This window comes from Micromonospora taraxaci (assembly GCF_007830095.1).
GTDB lineage: Bacteria > Actinomycetota > Actinomycetes > Mycobacteriales > Micromonosporaceae > Micromonospora > Micromonospora taraxaci.
Window position 1 is genome coordinate 4,096,556 of sequence record NZ_VIWZ01000001.1, and the last position, 19,233, is coordinate 4,115,788.

The window sequence follows — 19,233 nt, forward strand, 5'->3', positions numbered from 1 at the left end:
ATCAGAGCGCCACGATCGCCGCGGTCTCCGCAGGCAACTCGATCCGGTCCCGCATCACCGTGACTCCCTCCCCCGTAGCCAGGAGCACCCGCCGAGCCACCCCAGGCAGCGACACCCCCTGCCCCCGCCCAGCAAAGTTCGCCACCACCAGCGTGTCTCCCCGCCGCATCAGCAGGAACTGATCCCCGTGCTGCACCGACACCGCATGCAACCGAGGATCAGAAAGATCCGGAACAGACCGCCGCAACCCGATCAACCGCTGATAGAACGACAGCATCGAAGCATGCCCAGGCTTGTCCAGCTCGGCCCAGTCCAACCGCGACCGGGTAAACGTCTCCGGGTCCTGCGGGTCGGGCACGTCCCCCTCCGGCCACCCGTGCGACGCGAACTCCCGCCGCCGCCCGGTCCGCACCGCAGAAGCCAACTCCGGCTCCGGGTGCGACGTGAAGAACTGCCACGGCGTAGAGGCAGCCCACTCCTCCCCCATGAACAGCATCGGAGTAAAGGGCGCGGTCAGCAGCAACACAGCGCCAACCCGCAACAGCGCAGGCGAGAGAGAAGCAGAGATCCGATCCCCGGCAGCCCGGTTCCCAATCTGATCATGGTTCTGCAGGTAAGCGACCAACCGATGCCCAGGAACGCGGGAATCCAGAGGCCGCCCATGGTGCCGGTTACGGAAGCTAGACCAGGTGCCAGCGTGGAAGAACCCACCCGTCAGCACGTCCGACAGCGTCTCCAGCGAGCCAAAATCGCCGTAGTAGCCCTGCCGCTCCCCCGTCAGCAACGTGTGCAGCGCGTGGTGGGCGTCGTCGTTCCACTGGGCGTGCAGCCCGAACCCGCCGGCCTCCCGAGGGGTGATCAGCCGGGGGTCGTTGAGGTCGGACTCGGCGATCAGGGACAGCGGGCGGCCCAGGTGCGTCGACAGCGACTCGACGTCGATGGCCAGCTCTTCGAGCAGCGGGATCGCCCGCGAGTCGGGTAGCGCGTGCACGGCGTCCAGGCGCAGCCCGTCGACGTGGTAGTCGCGCAGCCACATGAGCACGCTGTCGATGATGTAGCGGCGTACCTCGTCGGAGTGCGGGCCGTCCAGGTTGATCGAGCGGCCCCAACTGTTGCTCTGCTCTGCCAGGTACGGGCCGAACCGCGGCGCGTAGGCCCCGGAGGGCCCGAAATGGTTGTAGACAACGTCGAGGATCACCCCCAAACCGCGAGCATGAGCAGCGTCGACGAACCGTTTCAGGCCGTCAGGGCCGCCGTAGGGCTCGTGCGGGGCATACCAGCAGACGCCGTCGTACCCCCAGTTGTGTTCGCCGTTGAAGGCGTTGACCGGGAGCAGCTCGATCAGGTCGACACCGAGGGTCACCAGGTGGTCGAGGCGGTCGATGGCCGCGTCGAAGGTGCCCTCCGGGGTGAAGGTGCCGATGTGCAGCTCGTAGAGGATGCTGCCGGGCAGTTGCCGACCCGTCCACGCGCTGTCGGACCACGCGAAGTCGGCGTGGTCGTAGCGGCGGCTCGGCCCGTGCACACCCGCAGGCTGCCACGGGGAACGGGGGTCGGGCAGCGGGGTTTCGTCGTCGTTCAGCAGAAAGGAGTAGTCGGGGCCGGCGTCGGGCACGTCGACCCGCCACCAGCCGTCGGCGGCGGCGTTCATCTCGTGGTCGGTGTCGCCGGCCAGGCGCAGCCGCACCCGGGTGGCGTCCGGCGCCCAGACGGAGAATTCGGTCATGGAGCGGCCTCCTCGGCGGCGGTGAGAGGAGCCAGGAGAGCGACGGGATAGTCGGCCAGAAGATTGTCCAGCGGAGTCTCCCCGCCACTGTAGACCCGGCCGGTGAACAGGTCCTTCACATCGTGAACAGGAAGCGACAGGGCTGTGTCACACCACCCGCCGGCACGGGCCAGGCCCAGCGGCAGGCGGGTCGCCACGGTGATCGCGCCACCCCGGTCGAACGCCACCACGTGGCGGCTCACCCGCCCGTGCGCGGCCACCGGCCGGTAGGTGGTGAACAGCTCCGGGTGCGCCCGCCGCAACCGCAACGTCCGCGACACGACGAGCAGCTTCGCCGCTCCGTCGGTGTCGACCGGGGGACGCCAGCCGGCGTCGATGCGTGCCAGCATCTCTCGGCGTACGTCGAAGTCGACCGGCCGGCGGTTGTCCGGGTCGACCAGGGAGTTGTCCCACAGCTCGGTGCCCTGGTAGGTGTCCGGCACCCCGGGCATGGTGAGTTGGACCAGCTTCTGCCCCAGCGAGTTGCACCAGCCGGCCGGGGCGATCGCGGCGGCGAGTTCGGTCAGCTCGTCGTGCAGGCTCGGGTCGTCGTACATGCGGTCGACCACGTCGTGCAGCGCCTGCTCGAAGACCGGGTCCGGGTCCGCCCAACTGGTCGAGGCCGCGGCCTCCCGGGCGGCCTTCTCGACGTACGCGTGCAGCCGCTCCCGCTCGATCGGCCACGCGCCGACGGCGGTCTGCCAGAGCAGGTGGGCGAACGCCGGGTCGGGCAGCGGAGCGTACTCCATCCAGCTCTTGACCTGCTCCGCCCAGCGGCCCGGCAGCTCGCTGAGCACGGCGAGGCGGGCGCGGATGTCCTCGCTGCGTTTGGTGTCGTGGGTGGAGAGGGTGGTCATGCTCGCGGGCCAGCGGACCTGCTGGGCGGTGGCGAAGCGGTGGAACTCCGCCGGTGGCACCCCGAAGCGGGTGGGGCTGTCGCCGACCTCGTTGAGCGCCACGAACCGGGTCCACCGGTAGAACGCGGTGTCCTCCACGCCCTTGGCCATCACCGCGCCGGTGAGCTGCGGGAACCGTTGGCTCAGCTCGTCGTCGGGGTCGCGCAGGCGGCGGGTCACCGCGTCCAGGGCGCGGACGAGGTCGGGGCGGCGGCGGCCCGCCTCGGAGCGGGCGGCGGCGAGGTGCCGGGCGCCGTCGGGCGGGTAGCCCCGGTAGACGTCGAACGCGGCGGCCAGCTCGGCGAGCGCCGCGCGGGCCTGCTCGGTGGGCACCTCGGGGGCGAGGGCTGCCAACCGGGTCAGCTCGGCGGCGAGTAACTGGGTGGCGGCGGCCATCTTGGTGGAGTGGGTCAGGTCCTCCCAGGAGGTCTGCCGGCCGTTGAGCTGGGTGTCCAGGACTGTGAAGTCGCCCTCGGCGTCGATGTCGATGAAGAGCCCACCGACCATGGCCAGGGCGTCGTAGCCGGTGGTGCCGTCCACCGGCCAGTCCGGCAGCTCCTCGCCGTACTCCAGGATCTTCTCCACCACGAGCCAGGCGTCCGGCGCGGCCTCCCGCAACCGGGCCAGGTAGCCGGCCGGGTCGCGCAGCCCGTCCGGGTGGTCGACGCGGATGCCGTCGACCTCACCGTCGGCGGCCCAGCGCAGGATCAGCTCGTGGGTGGCGGCGAAGACCGCCGGGTCCTCCACGCGCAGACCGGCCAGGGTCGTGATGGCGAAGAACCGGCGGTACGTCAGCTCGGCGTCACCGCGACGCCACGACACCAGCTCGTAGTGCTGCCGGTCGTGCACCGCGCGGGCGTCGCCGTCGCCGGTGCCGTCTGCGACCGGGAAGCGGTGCTCGTGATAGCGCAGCTCGCCGTCGACAAGCTTGAGGTCGTTCAGGGCGGCCGGGTCGTCGGCCAGCACCGGGAGCAGCAGCCGGCCCCGGTCCCAGTCGATGTCGAACCAGTCGGCGTACGACGAGTCGCGCCCCCGGCGCAGCACGTCCCACCAGGCCGGGTTGGTCACCGGGACGGCGATCCCGGCGTGGTTGGGCACGATGTCGACGACCAGGCCGAGCTGCTTGTCCCGCAGGGCGCGCAGCAGCCGCTGCCGGGCGGCCTCCCCGCCCAGTTCCGGGTTGACCGCCCGGTGGTCGACCACGTCGTAGCCGTGCTGGGAGCCGGGCGTGGCGGTCAGCAGCGGGGCGGTGTAGAGGTGGCTGACGCCGAGGTCGTCCAGGTAGTCGACGATCGCGGCGGTGGCGTCCAGGTCGAAGCCGGGGCGGACCTGGATGCGGTAGGTGGCCTTGGGAGGGGTGGCCGGCATGTCAGATCGTCCTCTCCAGCACGACGAGGGAGCGGTCCGGCACCCGGATGGTGCCGCCCGCGCTGATCACCGTGGCGTCGTCGGGCTCGGGGTCGGCCGTGCTGATCACCCGTTCCCACTTCTGGCCGTACTCGCTGCCGGGCAGCGTGAAGTCCAACGGCGCGTCGTGGGCGTTGAAGCAGAGCAGGAACGAGGCGTCGTGGTGCTTCTGGCCGTACTGGCCGCGCTCCCGGATGCCCTCGCCGTTGACGAACAGGGCCACCGAACGGCCGAAGTCGTTGCCCCAGTCCTCGCCGGTCATCTCCCGCCCGTCCGGGGTGTGCCAGGCCAGGTCGGGCAGCGGCTCGTCGGTGCCGCGCCCGCCGACCGGCAGGCCGGTGAAGAACCGGCGGCGGCGGAACACCTGGTGCCGCTTGCGGAAGTCGGTGAGCGTCCGGACGAACTCCAACAGTTGCTCGTCGACGTTGTCCCAGTCGACCCACGCCAGTTCGCTGTCCTGGCAGTAGACGTTGTTGTTGCCCCGCTGGGTGCGACCCAGCTCGTCGCCGTGGCCGATCATCGGCACACCCTGCGACAGCATGAGGGTGGCCAGGAAGTTGCGCCGCTGCTTGGCCCGCAGGGCGAGGATCGCCTCGTCGTCGGTGTCGCCCTCGACGCCGCAGTTCCAGGAGCGGTTGTGGCTCTCGCCGTCCCGGTTGTCCTCGCCGTTGGCCTCGTTGTGCTTGTCGTTGTACGACACCAGGTCGTTGAGTGTGAACCCGTCGTGGACGGTGACGAAGTTGATGCTGTGGAACGGTCGACGGCCGTCGTCCTGGTAGAGGTCGGCCGAGCCGGAGATCCGCGACGCGAACTCGGCAAGGGTGGCCGGCTCACCGCGCCAGAAGTCCCGCACGGTGTCCCGGTACTTTCCGTTCCACTCCGTCCACAGCGGCGGGAAGTTGCCCACCTGGTAGCCGCCCGGGCCGACGTCCCACGGCTCGGCGATCAGCTTCACCCGACTGACCACCGGGTCCTGCTGCACCACCTCGAAGAACGTGGACAGCCGGTCCACCTCGTAGAACTCCCGGGCCAGGGTCGCCGCCAGGTCGAACCGGAACCCGTCGACGTGCATCTCGGTCACCCAGTACCGCAACGAATCCATGATCAGTTGCAGGGAGTGCGGGCTACGCACGTTGAGGCTGTTGCCGGTGCCCGTGTAGTCGACGAAGTAGCGCCGATCCTCTTCGCTGAGCCGGTAGTAGCTCGGGGCGTCCACGCCCTTGAAGCTCAACGTCGGCCCGAGGTGGTTGCCCTCGGCGGTGTGGTTGTAGACCACGTCGAGGATGACCTCGATGCCGGCCGCGTGCAGCGCCTTGACCATGCCCCGGAACTCCTGCACCTGCTGACCGGTCCGGCCCAGCGCGGAGTAGCCGTGGTGCGGGGCGAAGAAGCCGATCGTGTTGTAGCCCCAGTAGTTGCGCAACCCGAGATCGTTGAGCCGGTGGTCGTGCACGAACTGGTGCACCGGCATCAGCTCGATCGCCGTCACCCCGAGCCGGGTCAGATAGTCGATCATCGGCGGGGAGGCGATGCCCGCGTACGTGCCACGCAGCTCCTCCGGGATGTCCGGGTGCCGCATCGTCAACCCGCGCACGTGGGCCTCGTAGATCACCGAGTGGTGATAAGGCGTGCGGGGCGGCTTGTCGTTGCCCCAGTCGAAGTACGGGTTCACCACCACCGACTTCGGCATGAACGGCGCCGAGTCGGTCTCGTTCATCCGCTCCGGCTCGTTCATGTCGTAGTCGTAGACCGCCGGGTCCCACTGGATGTCACCGTCGATGGCCTTCGCGTACGGGTCGATCAGCAGCTTGTGCGGGTTGCAGCGCAACCCGTTCGCCGGGTCGTACGGGCCGTGCACCCGGTAGCCGTAGCGCTGCCCCGGCTCGATGCCCGGCAGGTACGCGTGCCACACGTACGCGTCCACCTCGCGCAGCTCCACACGCCGCTCCGCGCCGGTGTCCCACTCGTCGAAGAGGCACAGCTCGATCCGCTCGGCGACCTCGGAGAAGATGGCGAAGTTGGTGCCCATCCCGTCGTAGGTAGCGCCCAGGGGGTACCGCTCGCCCGGCCAGACCTGCATGTCGCTCCTTCAACCCATGGTGATGTGCGCGCGGGTATTGCCCTGCCCCCGGGCGCACCAATCCATCCTTTCAGGCAGTGCCCGGAAACCACCTGTCTGATGCGCGTTAAACCCTCAGGTGTCCTCCGTCACGATGGCCGTTTTCGAGGTGCGTTCTTGGGCCAGATGGACTTTCCTTGTTCGGGGACAAGCGCCCGCGCGCACGCCCTGGGCCCTCGGCCACCCCCTTTCACCACTCACTCCGCCGCCACTGACGCCGGCGCGTACCACCATGCATGGACGGAGATTGATGTGACGACCCTGCGGGTCGACGAGCAGCTCGCTGCCACCAAGGACCGAACCCACCGGCCCACCGTTACCTCCCGGCCCCAGCTTTCGACATCGCCTGCTCCGTCCGCGCAGCCCGGCGCGGTCGTGCCGACGCGGCCCGGCCCCGGGGTGCCCCCGCAGACCCGCCGCATCCTCATGCTGTCCTGGGAGTACCCGCCGGTGCTCGTCGGCGGCCTCGGCCGACACGTACACGCGCTGTCGGTGGCCCTGGCCGCCGCCGGCCACGAGGTCACCGTCGTCACCCGCCACTCCGAGGGCGCACCCCTGGAGGAGTACGCCGACGGCGTGCGCATCCTGCGCGCCCCCGAGGACCCGGTGACCTTCCCCCTCGCCACCGACTCCCTGCTCGCGTGGACGATGGCCTTCAACCACACCCTCACCCGCACCGCCCTGCGCGCCACCCAGGCCGGTTCGTACGACGTCATCCACGCCCACGACTGGCTCGTCGCGCACACCGCGATGACGTTGCGCGACCACCTGGACATCCCGCTGGTCAGCACCATCCACGCCACCGAGGCAGGCCGGCACCAGGGCTGGCTGCCGGAGGAGATGAACCGCACCATCCACGGTGTCGAGCAGTGGCTCAGCAGCGAGTCCAACCGGGTGATCGTCTGCTCCGGATACATGCGTGACGAGGTGAACGCGCTGTTCGGCGTACCGGCCGGACGAGTCGACGTGGTCGCCAACGGCGTCGAGCCGCACCGCTGGCGGGTGCCCTCGCGCGCGGTGGCCGCCGCCCGGGCCCGGTTCGCCGGGAACGGCCCGCTGGTCACCTTCGCCGGCCGCCTCGTCTACGAGAAGGGCGTGCAACACCTGATCGCCGCGCTCCCCCGACTGCGCGAACGCCACCCCGGGCTACGTGCCGTGATCGCCGGTGACGGCCCGTACCGCGCCGAACTGGAGGCCGAGGTGCACCGCCGCGGTCTGGGCGGCATGGTCACCATGCCCGGCTTCCTCGGCGGCACCGACCTGCCGGCGCTGATGGCCGCGTCCGACTGCTTCGCCGTGCCGAGCATCTACGAGCCGTTCGGCATGGTGGCACTGGAAGGCGCCGCCGCTGGCGCTCCCCTCGCCGTCGCCGCCACCGGCGGCCTCGCCGAGATCGTCGAGCCGGGCGTCACCGGAATGACCTTCCGCCCGCACGACCCGGACGGGCTCGCCGACGCCATCGACGCGCTCCTGTCCGACCCCGACCGGTCCCGCGTCATGGCCCGCCGTGCCCGCCGGATGGTCCACGACCAGTACGGCTGGTCCGCGATCGCCCAACGCACCGCCGCCAGCTACGCCGCCGCCATCCACTCCGACGCCGCGTTCACGGCCGAACGGGCCGAGCGGCGGATGTCCCAGGGCCGTGCGCTACCGGCGCTCCCCGAAGGCAACCTGCTGGCCGCCGCCGGCCTGCGCTGACCCGCGGGTCGCGCTGACCTCGGGGTCGCGCTGACCTCGGGGTCGCGCTGACCCCTTGATCAACTCGCGTTCCTTGAAGTCGGGGTGTCCTTGCGTCTGGGACACCCCGACTTCCTGCAACCCGAGACGATCACGCGCGCCCGGCCGCCGAGCGTGACGCACACCGACGCCCGGTCGCGCTCGGCCCGCGCCCCCGACGCCACGCTCGCCCCGCACGCCCCGGCGCCGCGCTCGATCGACTCCATATCGCCGAAGTGGCAGTAACGCCGCGCCGGGATGCCGCCACATCGGCGACATGGAGACGATCAAGGCCCACCCGGTCCATGACCCCCGGGCTGGCCCCGGCCCGGGTGCCGACGCACGGCCCCGATTCGGGCCTGCCGGGCCGGCCTCGGTCCACCGCCCCGGTCCACGACCCCGGTCCACCGCCCTGGTCCGTGACCCCAACGCCCGGTGACCGCCGCGTCCTGCCGCGCGGCGGGGACCTGTCGGGGCTGCCAGAATGTGCGAATGTCTCGCCCTGTCGACGCCCTGGATTCCGCGTTCCCGGTTGCCGCTTCCATCGCTCTGGACCTGATTCGCCGCCCCGAGGTGTCGGAGCAGTGGTCGCGTCCGAGTGTGCTGCCACACCTGTCCATCGGCGGCTTGGCGTGCCACCTGGGACGTCAGGCGATTCGGGTGGCGGAGCTGCTGCCGACGCCGAGCGACCTGCCGGTGTTGGAGTCGGCCGACAACCACTACGAGCGGGCCGCCTGGGTCAGCGAGGGGACCCCGGACGAAGCCTCGGTCGCCGCGAGCAACGACGAAGCCGACGCGGCCCGAGGCCCCGCCGACCTGCACGCCCGTTCCGCCGCCGCACTGGAGGCGGCGGGAAACCTGCTGGCGCGCGGCGCGGCTCTGGACGTCGTACCCATTCCGTGGCAGGGCTGGGCCCTGCGGCGCGGTGACTTCCTGCTGACCCGCCAGTTGGAGGTCGTGGTCCACTCCGACGACCTCGCGGTGAGCATCGGCGTACCCACGCCGGAGTTCCCGGCGGAGGTCTTCGAGCCCGTCCGCGACCTGCTGGTACGGCTGGCCGTTCGCCGCCGTGGCCAGTCCGCGCTGATCAGCGCGTTGAGCCGCAGCGAGCGGGCACAGGACATCTCCGCCTTCTGACACCCGCCGGGGTCGGCAGTCGCGCTTGATCGACTCGGCTGCCGTGAAGGCGCGGTATCCCAGCGCCGCCGATGCCCCAACTTCCAGGAAGCCGAGTCGATCAAGCCCCACCTGACCGGGCCGGGGCCGACGCGACCGACGGAAGGCGACAGGCCGCCGACCCGAGCGGGTCGACGGCCTGCGGTGGTACGACGAGCGGTGGAGCCAAGAGCGATGGAGGTCAGCGCTCGTTGAAGGGGACGTAGTCCCGTTCGGCGGCACCGACGTAGACCTGCCGCGGACGGCCGATCTTGGTCTCCGGGTCGCTGATCATCTCGCGCCACTGGGCGATCCAGCCGGGGAGCCGGCCGAGCGCGAAGAGGACCGTGAACATCTTGGTCGGGAAGCCCATGGCCTTGTAGATCAGGCCGGTGTAGAAGTCCACGTTCGGGTAGAGCCGGCGGGAGACGAAGAAGTCGTCGGCGAGCGCGATCTCCTCCAGCTCCATGGCGATGTCCAGCAACGGGTCCGGCTTGGCCATGCGGCCCAGCACGTCCTGCGCGGCCTTCTTGACGATCGCCGCGCGCGGGTCGTAGTTCTTGTAGACCCGGTGGCCGAAGCCCATCAGCTTGACGCCGTCCTCCTTGTCCTTGACCTTGCGGACGAAGGACCGGACGTCGTCGTCGCCGGCGTGGATCTGCTGGAGCATCTCCAGCACCGCCTGGTTCGCGCCGCCGTGCAGCGGACCGAACAGCGCGTTCACGCCGGCCGAGACCGAGGCGAACAGGTTGGCGTTGCTGGAGCCGACCAGGCGGACGGTCGACGTGGAGCAGTTCTGCTCGTGGTCGGCGTGCAGGACGAAGAGCATGTCCAGCACCTTCGACATCACCGGGTCGACCTCGTACGGCTCCGCCGGCACGCCGAACGTCATCCGCAGGAGGTTGTCCACGTACCCGAGGGAGTTGTCCGGGTAGAGCAGGGGCTGCCCGATGGACTTCTTGTACGCGTACGAGGCGATGGTGGGGACCTTCGCCATCAGCCGGACCGTGGAGATCTCCACGTGCTCGGAGTCGAACGGGTCCAGGCTGTCCTGGTAGAAGGTGGACAGGGCGCTCACCGCGGACGACAGCACCGCCATCGGGTGGGCGTCCCGGGGGAAGCCGTCGAAGAAGCGACGCATCTCCTCGTGCAGCAGCGAGTGCCGCCGAATCCACTCGGTGAACTCGGTCAGCTGCTGCTCGGTCGGCAGCTCACCGTAGATGAGCAGGTACGAGACCTCCAGGAAGGAGGACTTCTCGGCCAACTGCTCGATCGGGTATCCCCGGTAACGCAGGATCCCCGCGTCGCCGTCGATGTAGGTGATCGCGGATGAGGCAGCCGCGGTGTTGACGAAACCGGGGTCGTACGTGGTCATCCCGGTTTCCTTCAGCAGCTTGCTCACCCCGATACCAGCGGGGCCCTCGACCGCGGGATGTACCGGCATCGACAGCTGCCCACCGGGGTGATCGAGCTTGACTTCCGTCATGTGGTTCCTCGCTTCGCCGGCAGATCTACGTTGAATTGCCTTCGCTTCTACCGTAATTGCGGCTCGGTGGACAACGCCCGCCGTGGTTCTGCGGTGAGGCATGCGTCACCCGATTCCCGACCGGGCCGCCGGGAAACCCGGCATCCCGCCAGCCGGGAGCCGGCCGAAACCCAGCCGGGACGCCGGCCGAAACCCAGCCGGGACACCGGCCGCACCGACCCGACTGCCAGGTCACGACAGGGCGAGGCGTCGCAGCGTACCGTCCGGCGCGACCTGGAGGACGTCGAGCTGGTTGGTGCCGGCGCGGAACAGCGTGTCGTCGGTGAGCAGTGCGGCGAACCGGCGGCCGCCGGGGTCGGCGGGCACCGCCGGGACGACGGCCCCGATCCGGCCGTTGACGGCCACGGCCAGCAGCGTGCCGTCCGGGATCTGGTCCGGGACGTCGCCCCAGACGAGCGCCGGGAGGGTTCCGGTGTCCGGGTCCATGGCGGTGAACGCGGCCAGGTCGGCCACCCGGGCGTTGCCGGCGGCCGGGCCGGCGCGCACCTGCGTGCCGACCAGGGGGTGCGGGGTCGGCAGCGGTGGCGGGCTGGGCACGCCGCCGGGGAAGGTGGTCGGTTCGCCGGGGCGGTCGTAGAAGTGTTTGGTGCCGTCGGTACGCGGGGCCTGCCGGGCGGAGCGGCCGTCGACGCGCCAGGGCAACCGGATGTTGGCCTCGTCGGCGACGGTCGGCAGCAGGTCGACGTGCTCCCAGTTGCGGTCGTCCACCCGGCCGGTCTGTTGCCGGGGTTCCTTGACGAACATCGGCACCCAGGCGACCTCGCCGGCGGCGGCCTTGATCGCGTCCATGCCCCGGCCCTGAGCGCCAGGGCGGAAGCTGACGCCGTGGTCGGCGGTCACCACGAGCAGGGACTGGTCGTAGAGGCCGCTGGCGCGCAGCGTCCGCAGGGTTTCGCCGATCAGCCGGTCGGTGTAGCCGAGCTGGGCGAGGTGGCGTTGCCGGGCCAGGTCGACCCAGCCGGCGCCGTCGTTGGGCAGGTCCTCGGGGGCGTCGTAGCGGGCCCCGGACGGCAGGTACGCCCACGGCGAGTGCGGCATCAGCAGGTGCAGGAAGTGCAGTGTGGGCCGGGGCGTCGGCTTCAGCCCGGCCAGGAAGCTGGTGAACCGGGCCGGCTGGTTGTCGTCCAGGCTGTCCCAGCGGAACTTCGGGTCGGCCGGCACCGGCTCGGCGGCGTCCAGGCCGGCCTCGACGCGGGTCTGCTCCCGGTAGGAGTCCTCCGGGTCGACGGCGCTCTCCGTGGGCCCGGCGATCCGGCCGAGGAGCGTGCCGGTCTCCCGGACCAGCACGCCGAGCCCCTGCTCCGGGGTGACCGGTTGCTCGCACCGGCTGGGCGGGCAGAGGCGGGTGATGCTCTCCTCGGCCTTGATGTCGTAGAGGCCGCCGAAGGCGGTGAAGATGTTGTCCGGGTACTGCGAGTAGTGCGGGGCGACCGGCCTCGCCGGGTAGCGGCCGGTGAGCATGGCGGGCAGCGCGTTGGGCGTCCACCCGCTGACGCCTGTCGCGTTGCGGTACCAGGTGGACGCGCCGGCCAGCTCCGCGAAGTGCGGGAACCGCGTCGCGTCGATCGTCCCGTCGGTGCCGAGCAGGCTGACCAGTGGCAGCTCGTCGAGGATCAGCATCACCACCGGCGGGTGCACGCCCCCGCCCTGCGCGGTGCCGGCCGCGCCGCCGTCGCCGCGCGGCAGGACCACCGCGGAGGTGGGCGAGACGAACAGGAACAGCGCCACGAAGGCGACCGGCCCGGCGGCGGCGAGACGCAGGACCAGGCGCGGCGCCCGCCACCGCCGGTGTGCGACGGCGCCCCCGGCTCCGACCAGCAGGGCCACCACCAGCAGCGGTACGCCCCGAAGCGGCGTCACGTGTCGGCCCACCTGCACGGCGAGGGCGGCGATCAGCAGCCCGACGAGCCCGGTGTGGGTGACGGCGCGGACCGTCCGGCCGGCCAGTCGACTGAGGGCGCCGAGCAGCGCCATCCCGGTCGTGGGCAGCACCGCCACCAGGGCGACCAGGAGCAGGATCTGCGCCGGGTCGGCGCGGTGGAACAGGAAGAAGTCGGGGCTGCGGCCGAGCACGTCCAGCAGTGGTTGGGTGACCACCAGCCCGACCAGCGCGGTCACCTCCAGCAGCCGGCCCAGCTCACCGCGCCAGCCCCGGTCCCACCGCAGGACTGCAGGCGACGGGGTGGCGACGGGCGGTTCAGCCACCGATCACCGTTCGGTAGAGCGTGCGGGTGCCCGAGGGCAGTTCCAGCCGCTCGGTGATCCGGCCCCGGGCGGCGAGCAGCGTCTCGAAGGTGTCGCGCCGGTAGTCCGGGAAGAGGCCCGCGGGTTTGTTGGCCAACAGCCGGGTGGCCATCGGGTCCTCGGGGTGGACGAACTCCACCACCACGGTGCCGCGCGGCGCGGTCAGCCCGGCCAGCCAGTCGACGACCTCCGGCAGCGGCACGTTGCGCCCGATCGCCAGGTGGTGCACGACGGCCAGAGCGAGCACCACGTCGGCGGACGCCCGGTCGGCGAATCCGGCCCGTTCGACGCCCCGCCAGCCGCCACCCGGTGACGGGTCGGCGAGGTCAAGCACCAGCGGCAGGATCCGGCGCTGCCCCTCGGAGCGCAGCTTGCGGTACAGCTCGTCGACCACTGCCGGGTCCTGCTCGACGGCGACCACGTAGTCGGCGTGCCCGGCCGCCAACCGGGAGTACCGACCGTCGTTGGCGCCGAGGTCGAGCACCAGGCGGGAACGGGAGCCCGCGGCCACCGAGGTGACCACGAACTGCTCCTTCGCCACCCGGTCGCGGGCCGAGTAGCCGCAGGTGACCTGGTAGTCCGACCAGTGGCTGCCGGCCGGGCGGTGGTCCAGCTTGCGGACCAGCCTCTCGATGCCGCGTACGGTGGCCAGCAGCAACTCCCGGGAGAAGCCGGCGGCCCGCAGTTGGTCGCGTACCTCGGTGGTGCTGGCGGCGGCGTTGCGGTGCTGCATGGCCCCGTGCAGGTGCAGGTGGGTCAGCACGCCGGGGCGCAGTCGGCGGGTCCCGCCGAAGAGTGGTCGCAGCTCGTCGGCCTCGATGCCGTCGACGCGGGCGCGCAGCCACGGCTGGAAGTCGACGCCCAGGTGGGCGGTGAGCATCAGTGGGTAGAGCACGGTCTGGCAGAACTGCCGGTAGCCGGCCCACGGTTCGCCGTCGCGGACCGGTTCGAAGGAGCCGATGTCGATGAAGACCGGGTCGGCGCCGCGCCACTGCAGGTTGTACGCCGAGCCGTCCTTGGTGGTGAAGCCCTCGCCGAGCGCGGCGCGCAGGATCTCCAGGTGCAGCAGCGCGGCGTCGCGCAGCATGCTGAACGACCACTCGTACGGGTGGGAGACGAACGGGATGCGCTCGTGGCGCAGCACGGCGGCCCACGGGCTGCCGGTCGCGGCGGGTACCAGTGTCGGCGGGGCGTCCTCGGTGGCGCAGACCTTGCGCGCGGCGACGAGCGCCGGGAAGAACGTGCTGCCGTTGAGCGCCCGCCAGTGCTCGGCGGCCTGGGGGTCCAGCCCGCGCAGCACCTCGTCGCCGACGTGGAACACCCGGTTGGCCGGGTCGCGGAAGGAGGCCGGCTCGGGCCGTACCTCGGTGGGTGAGATCGCCATCGTCGGGGTCGGCCGGCTCACCGCTGGTCGGTGGGTTGCCGGCGGAACCGGTCGACCAGGCGTCGCCAGTAGAGCTTCGCGGCGACCGCTGCGCCGGCCACCCCGCCGACGACCGCCTGCACGATCAGGCTGCCGGATCCCGCGTCCAGGTAGGCCAGATGTTCCACCGATCGCTCCTTGCGCTCGCCGTCTCGACACCGGCGTCCCGAGCATGCAGCGGTGAGGCTTTTGACCCAGAAAGCCGGACTTGTCCCTCACCGTACGCCGATCGCCATCCGCGTCGCGGGCACATTGGCGGACTCTCAGCCTCGCCACAGGATGTGACTCACACGCTCCGGTCCGCCCACGCGTGCAGGGCGTCGCGGTCGCCGGCACCGTCGAGGTTCAGGGCCGCCTCGATCAACGCGAGGTGGGTGAAGGCCTGCGGGTAGTTGCCCAGCGCGGTGCCGGCGGCGTCGACCTGCTCGGCGTACAGGCCGAGGGGCCCGGCGTACCCGCACAGTCGGTCGAACAGCTCCCCCGCCTCGTCGCGCCGCCCCGCCAGCACCAACGCGGAGACCAGCTCGAAGGAGCAGAGCAGGAACGCGCCCTCCTCACCGGGCAGGCCGTCGTCGATCGCGTACCGCCGGATCAGCGCCGGTGCGACGGCGAGGTCCCGCCGGACGCGGTCGATGGTGGCGACCACCCGCGGGTCGTCCCCGGGGAGGAACCCGACCAGCGGTATCCGCAGCAGCGAGGCGTCGAGCTGCGTCGAGTCGTACGCCAGCACGAAGCTGTCGATGCCGGTGTCGTAACCGCGCGCGATCACCTCGGCGTGGACGGCGTCGCGGTTGGTGCGCCACCTGTCGACGGGCGCGTCGCCGTCGCCGAGCAGGTCGGCGAGGCGGATGCCCCGGTCGAGGCAGACCCAGGCCATCACCTTCGAGTTGACGTAGTGCCGGCGCGGTCCCCGGATCTCCCAGATGCCGTGGTCGGGTTCCCGCCACCGGGCGGCCATCGTGTCGACGTGCCGGCGCAGCACCCGCCACTGCGCACCTGTCAACTCGCCGGTGAGCTGCTGGTACGACAGCGCGGCGTCGAGCACGTGCCCGTACGTGTCGAACTGCACCTGGTGGGCGGCCTCGTTGCCGACGCGCACCGGGCGGGAGCCGGCGTAGCCGTCGAGGTGGTCGAGGACCCTCTCCTCGCCGGTCGCCCCGTGGATCCCGACGAGCGGGGGCAGGTCGGCGCCGGCACCGGCGCAGGTCGTCAGCAGGAAGCGCAGGTAGCGACGGCCCTCCTCGGCGTGGCCCAGCCGGAAGAGGGCGAGCAGCAGCAGCGCGGCGTCGCGGTGCCAGGTGAAGCGGTAGTCCCAGTTGCGGACCCCGCCGATCTCCTCGGGCAGCGCGGCGGTGGGCGCGGCGAGCAACGCCCCGGTCTCGTCGAAGGACAGCCCCCGCAGGACGGTGGCGCTGTGCCGCACCTGGTCGCTGCCGTGGCCGGTGTAGTCCGCGCGGTCGGACCACTCGCGCCAGGTCCGGCAGCTCTGCGCCAACAGCTCGGCGGAGTCGACCGCCTCGGCCGGGCCTGCGCCGTAGTCGAGCAGCACGTCGACCGTCTGCCCCTCGTGCAGCACCGCCTCGGCCCGCATCGTCGCCCCGTCGACGCGGAACGGCAGCGTCGAGCGGAGCCCCAGCCCGGCGTCGGCGGCCACCCACCGGTCGCCGTCGCGGTGCCACTCGACGGCGTGGGCGCCGTAGCCGGTGCGAGGTGTCACCTCGGCGCGCACCCGCACCGAACCCTGGCGCACGGTGAGGCGGCGTACCAGCAGCATGCCCGCGCGGAACGGCTGGGCGGCGTCGCCGGCGCGGACCGCCAGGAAGTCCTGACCGACCGCGCTGCCCCCGGTCGCGTGGTACACGGTCTCCAGCACCAGCGTGCCGGGCAGATAGCGGCGGACCGGCTCGGCACAGCCGTCGACCGCGAGCGTGAACGCGCCACCCACGCGCCGGTCCAGCAGGCGTGCGAAGACCGCGTCACCTTCGAAGTGCGGCACGCAGAACCAGTCGACGGTGCCGTCCGCGCCGACGAGTGCCCCGGTGTGGGTGTCGGAGAGGAACGCGTACGAGTCGATCGGCGGCACAGAGCTGGACAAGCCGGGGACCGGCACGGGGGTGGTCAAGCCGGGAACCGGCACGCGGCGCGCTTACCCGGCGCAGGACCCCGGAAACAGCCGTCGGCGACTACCGGTCGCGCCGCCGGGTAGTCCCCCGCATGCGACGGTTCGTCAACTGGTCCGGCAGCCTCTCGTTCACCCCGAGGGAGCACGCCGAGCCGGCCGACGAGGACGCGGTACGGGACCTGGTCGTCCGCGCGCGGGAGGCCGGCCGGACGATCCGCCCGGTCGGGTCCGGTCACTCGTCCAGCCCGTTGGCGCGTACCGACGACATCCTGCTCAGCGTGGACCGGCTCGCCGGTGTCATCGACGAGGACCACGACCGGGCACGGGTGTGGGCGGGCACCAAACTCAAGACCCTCGGCGAGGGGTTGTACGACGCCGGGCTGGCCATGGACAACCTCGGCGACGTCGACTACCAGTCGATCGCCGGGGCGACCGCCACCGGCACCCATGGCACCGGCCTCGGCTTCGGCAACCTGTGCACCCAGGTGACCGGCGTCCGCCTGGTCACCGGCACCGGCGACGTGCTGGACATCTCGGCTGACGACAACGCCGACCTGCTGCCGGCGGCCCGTCTGTCGCTGGGCGCGCTCGGGGTGGTCACCCAGGTCACCCTGGACGTGCAGCCCCGCTACGAGCTGCGCCGTCGAGCGTGGTGCGCGCACGTCGAGTGGACCCTCGACCACCTGGCCGAGTTGCAGCACACCAACCGCAACATGGACTTCTACTGGTACCCGCGCAGCGACCAGACCCAGATCCGCACCCTGAACCGCGTCGACGGTGGGCCCGACGTGCGGGTGTGGGCCGCGCCGCGGGTGCCGGACTCCGGCCCGTGGGGCGCGCCCCACGAGATCCGGTCCGGGCCCATCCACCGCACCATCCCCCAGGAACGGGACCTGCGGTTCGAGGAGATCGAGTACATGCTGCCGTCGGAGGCGTTCCCGGCCTGCTTCGCCGAGGTCCGAGCCCGGATCATGCAACGGCACCGCAAGGTCGCCGGCTGGCGGGTGCTGGTGCGCAGCATCGCCGCCGACGACATCTGGCTGAGCAACGCGTACGGGCGGCCGACCACCACGATCGCGTGCCTGCAGAACACCTCCCTGCCGTACGAGGACTACTTCCGGGACATGGAGGCGGTGTTCCGCCAGTACGGGGGCCGACCGCACTGGGGCAAGAAGCACTGGCTGACCGCCGGCGACCTGCGGCCCCTCTATCCCCGCTGGGACGACTTCCAGGCGGCCCGCCGCCGGCTCGACCCGGACGGTGTGTTCCTCAGCCCGGACCTCGCCCGACTGCTGGAGGAGACCTGATGCCCGACGTCGGCGCCTGCCTCTGGGTCGTGCCGGGCGGGCACATCCCGTTCCCCAGCAACGGCCCGGAGCCGGAGTTCACCGGCTTCGACCAACTCTGCGTCCTGAACACCACCGACAGGCGCGCCGACGTGGAGCTGCACATCTACTACGAGGACGCCGAGCCCGTCGGCCCGTACGCGCTGCCCGTGGACGCCCGCCGGGTACGCCACGTCCGGCTCAACGACCTGATCGACCCGGAGGCGGTACGGCTGGACCGACCGTACGGCGCCCTGCTGCGGTCCCCGGTGCCGGTGGTGGTGCAGTTCCTGCGCCAGGACACCCGCCTGCCGGGGGTGGTGGCGCTGGCCGCGACCATGGCGTACCCGGCCTGACAGGTTCGCGCCCGGTCGCGTCGGGTAACCGCGACCATGACGACGACGGCCGGGTCGCCCGGAGGGCTGCGTGCCCGGCTCGTCGAGGCCGGTCGGGGCGGCTACCGGCGGTTGCAGACGTACCTCATCGTGGCGTTGCAGGCAGGGCTGGCCGCCGCCCTGGCCTGGGTGGTGGCCCGCGAGGTCCTCGGAAACCCGGAACCGACCTTCGCGCCGGCCGCCGCCGTCGCCGTCATCGCGGCGTCCCTCGGGCGGCGCGCCCACCGCGCGCTGGAGCTGGTCGCCGGGGTGGTGCTCGGCATCGGCGCGGGTGACCTGCTGATCGGCCTCTTCGGCACCGGGCCGTGGCAGACCGGCGTGATCGTCTTCCTGGCGATCGCGGCCGCGGTGCTGGTACGCGGCACCGGAGCGCTGATGACCCAGGCCGGCGGTACGGCCGTGCTGATCGCCACCCTCACCCCGAGCGCGCCCGACCTGGAGTGGCCGCGCACGATCAACGCACTGGTGGGCGGGGCGGCCGGCCTGTTGGTGATGCTCGTGCTCCTGCCGATCAACCCGCTGCGGACGGTACGCCGGGCCGCCGAACCCGCCCTGGACCTGTTCGCCCGGGAGATGACCGCGTCGGCGCAGGCCCTCGCGGAGGCGGACACCGGACGCGCGCAGGCGACGTTGGAGCGGATGCGCGCCGCCGACCCGACACTCAAACGACTCACCGAAGTGGCGAACGCCGCCGACGAGGTGGTCCGGTTCTCGCCGGTGCGGTGGCGTCGGCGACGCGCGATCGCCGCGTACCGCGGCGGGGTGACCCACATGCAGCGGGCCTTCCGCAACAGCCGCGGGCTGGTCCGCCGGATCGGCACCACGTTGCGCGACCAGGAGCCGGTGCCGGCGGACCTGCCGGCGGCGGTGGAGCACCTGGGCCAGGCGGTCCGACTGCTGAACCGGGAGTTCCTCGCCGGCCAGGAGCCCGTGCAGGCCCGCGCGCGGGTGCTGCGCGCGGTCCGGGAGGCGGGCGGGGCGTGCCGGCAGGGTCTGGGCTTCTCCGGGACGATCGTGGTGTCCCAGCTGCGTACCGCCGCCAACGACCTGCTGCGGGCCACCGGCGTGCCCCACGACGAGGCACGCCGGTTGGTCCGTGAGGCCGCCGCCGACTGACCGC

At 71.7% G+C, this 19,233-nt stretch carries 14 protein-coding genes; 6 read left to right on the forward strand and 8 right to left on the reverse strand.

From position 1 onward, the window contains the following. Position 1 precedes the first annotated feature (1 nt). The 3 genes from treZ to glgX are packed head-to-tail and all read right to left on the reverse strand — an operon-like array spanning position 2 to position 6,148. Positions 2 to 1,726 carry a malto-oligosyltrehalose trehalohydrolase gene (gene treZ, locus FHU34_RS18975; protein WP_145782504.1) on the reverse strand — a complete coding sequence of 575 codons (1,725 nt, stop codon included), beginning with the start codon at positions 1,724 to 1,726 and terminating at the stop codon, positions 2 to 4. After that, the gene (gene treY, locus FHU34_RS18980) at positions 1,723 to 4,029 is read right to left on the reverse strand and encodes a malto-oligosyltrehalose synthase (RefSeq protein WP_145782506.1); all 2,307 of its coding nucleotides are present in this window, start codon (positions 4,027 to 4,029) and stop codon (positions 1,723 to 1,725) included. Before treY ends, treZ begins: the two co-directional genes overlap by 4 nt. A 1-nt stretch (position 4,030) precedes the next feature. Then, on the reverse strand, positions 4,031 to 6,148 hold the full coding sequence (gene glgX, locus FHU34_RS18985; RefSeq protein WP_145782508.1) for a glycogen debranching protein GlgX: 2,118 nt from the start codon (positions 6,146 to 6,148) through the stop codon (positions 4,031 to 4,033). A gap of 291 nt (positions 6,149 to 6,439) precedes the next feature. Between glgX and FHU34_RS18990 the strand changes: the two genes are divergently transcribed. The 3 genes from FHU34_RS18990 to FHU34_RS19000 all read left to right on the forward strand — a co-directional run bounded on the left by FHU34_RS18990 (position 6,440) and on the right by FHU34_RS19000 (position 9,040). Then, on the forward strand, positions 6,440 to 7,885 hold the full coding sequence (locus FHU34_RS18990; protein ID WP_145782510.1) for a glycosyltransferase family 4 protein: 1,446 nt from the start codon (positions 6,440 to 6,442) through the stop codon (positions 7,883 to 7,885). 84 nt (positions 7,886 to 7,969) lie between these two features. Continuing rightward, positions 7,970 to 8,149, forward strand: a complete 180-nt coding sequence (locus FHU34_RS18995; RefSeq protein ID WP_145782514.1) for a hypothetical protein — start codon at positions 7,970 to 7,972, stop codon at positions 8,147 to 8,149. Positions 8,150 to 8,395: 246 nt separating this feature from the next. Beyond that, entirely contained in the window at positions 8,396 to 9,040 is a 645-nt protein-coding gene (locus tag FHU34_RS19000; protein WP_145782516.1) for a maleylpyruvate isomerase N-terminal domain-containing protein, read from the forward strand. A 220-nt stretch (positions 9,041 to 9,260) separates the two neighbouring features. Here FHU34_RS19000 and FHU34_RS19005 read toward each other — a convergent pair whose 3' ends face one another. The 5 genes from FHU34_RS19005 to FHU34_RS19020 all read right to left on the reverse strand — a co-directional run bounded on the left by FHU34_RS19005 (position 9,261) and on the right by FHU34_RS19020 (position 16,366). Next, positions 9,261 to 10,544: a citrate synthase gene (locus FHU34_RS19005; RefSeq protein ID WP_145782519.1), complete on the reverse strand. Its 1,284-nt coding sequence runs from the start codon at positions 10,542 to 10,544 to the stop codon at positions 9,261 to 9,263. A gap of 231 nt (positions 10,545 to 10,775) precedes the next feature. Beyond that, entirely contained in the window at positions 10,776 to 12,809 is a 2,034-nt protein-coding gene (locus FHU34_RS19010) for a sulfatase-like hydrolase/transferase (protein WP_145782521.1), read from the reverse strand. Further along, positions 12,802 to 14,232 carry a class I SAM-dependent methyltransferase gene (locus tag FHU34_RS19015; RefSeq protein ID WP_145785674.1) on the reverse strand — a complete coding sequence of 477 codons (1,431 nt, stop codon included), beginning with the start codon at positions 14,230 to 14,232 and terminating at the stop codon, positions 12,802 to 12,804. The genes FHU34_RS19010 and FHU34_RS19015 overlap by 8 nt, the downstream gene beginning before the upstream one ends. A 17-nt stretch (positions 14,233 to 14,249) precedes the next feature. Next, entirely contained in the window at positions 14,250 to 14,399 is a 150-nt protein-coding gene (locus FHU34_RS32995) for a hypothetical protein (protein WP_165947858.1), read from the reverse strand. 158 nt (positions 14,400 to 14,557) lie between these two features. Beyond that, positions 14,558 to 16,366 carry a glycoside hydrolase family 15 protein gene (locus FHU34_RS19020; protein ID WP_145782523.1) on the reverse strand — a complete coding sequence of 603 codons (1,809 nt, stop codon included), beginning with the start codon at positions 16,364 to 16,366 and terminating at the stop codon, positions 14,558 to 14,560. A 119-nt stretch (positions 16,367 to 16,485) separates the two neighbouring features. On the opposite strand from FHU34_RS19020, the gene FHU34_RS19025 reads away from it, so the two are divergent. The 3 genes from FHU34_RS19025 to FHU34_RS19035 are packed head-to-tail and all read left to right on the forward strand — an operon-like array spanning position 16,486 to position 19,229. Further along, the gene (locus FHU34_RS19025; protein WP_145782525.1) at positions 16,486 to 17,700 is read left to right on the forward strand and encodes a D-arabinono-1,4-lactone oxidase; all 1,215 of its coding nucleotides are present in this window, start codon (positions 16,486 to 16,488) and stop codon (positions 17,698 to 17,700) included. Continuing rightward, positions 17,700 to 18,074: a sensory rhodopsin transducer gene (locus FHU34_RS19030; RefSeq protein ID WP_208745037.1), complete on the forward strand. Its 375-nt coding sequence runs from the start codon at positions 17,700 to 17,702 to the stop codon at positions 18,072 to 18,074. The genes FHU34_RS19025 and FHU34_RS19030 overlap by 1 nt, the downstream gene beginning before the upstream one ends. A gap of 36 nt (positions 18,075 to 18,110) precedes the next feature. Next, positions 18,111 to 19,229, forward strand: coding sequence for an FUSC family protein (locus FHU34_RS19035; protein ID WP_244311731.1), 1,119 nt, complete (start codon positions 18,111 to 18,113; stop codon positions 19,227 to 19,229). Positions 19,230 to 19,233: the final 4 nt, after the last annotated feature.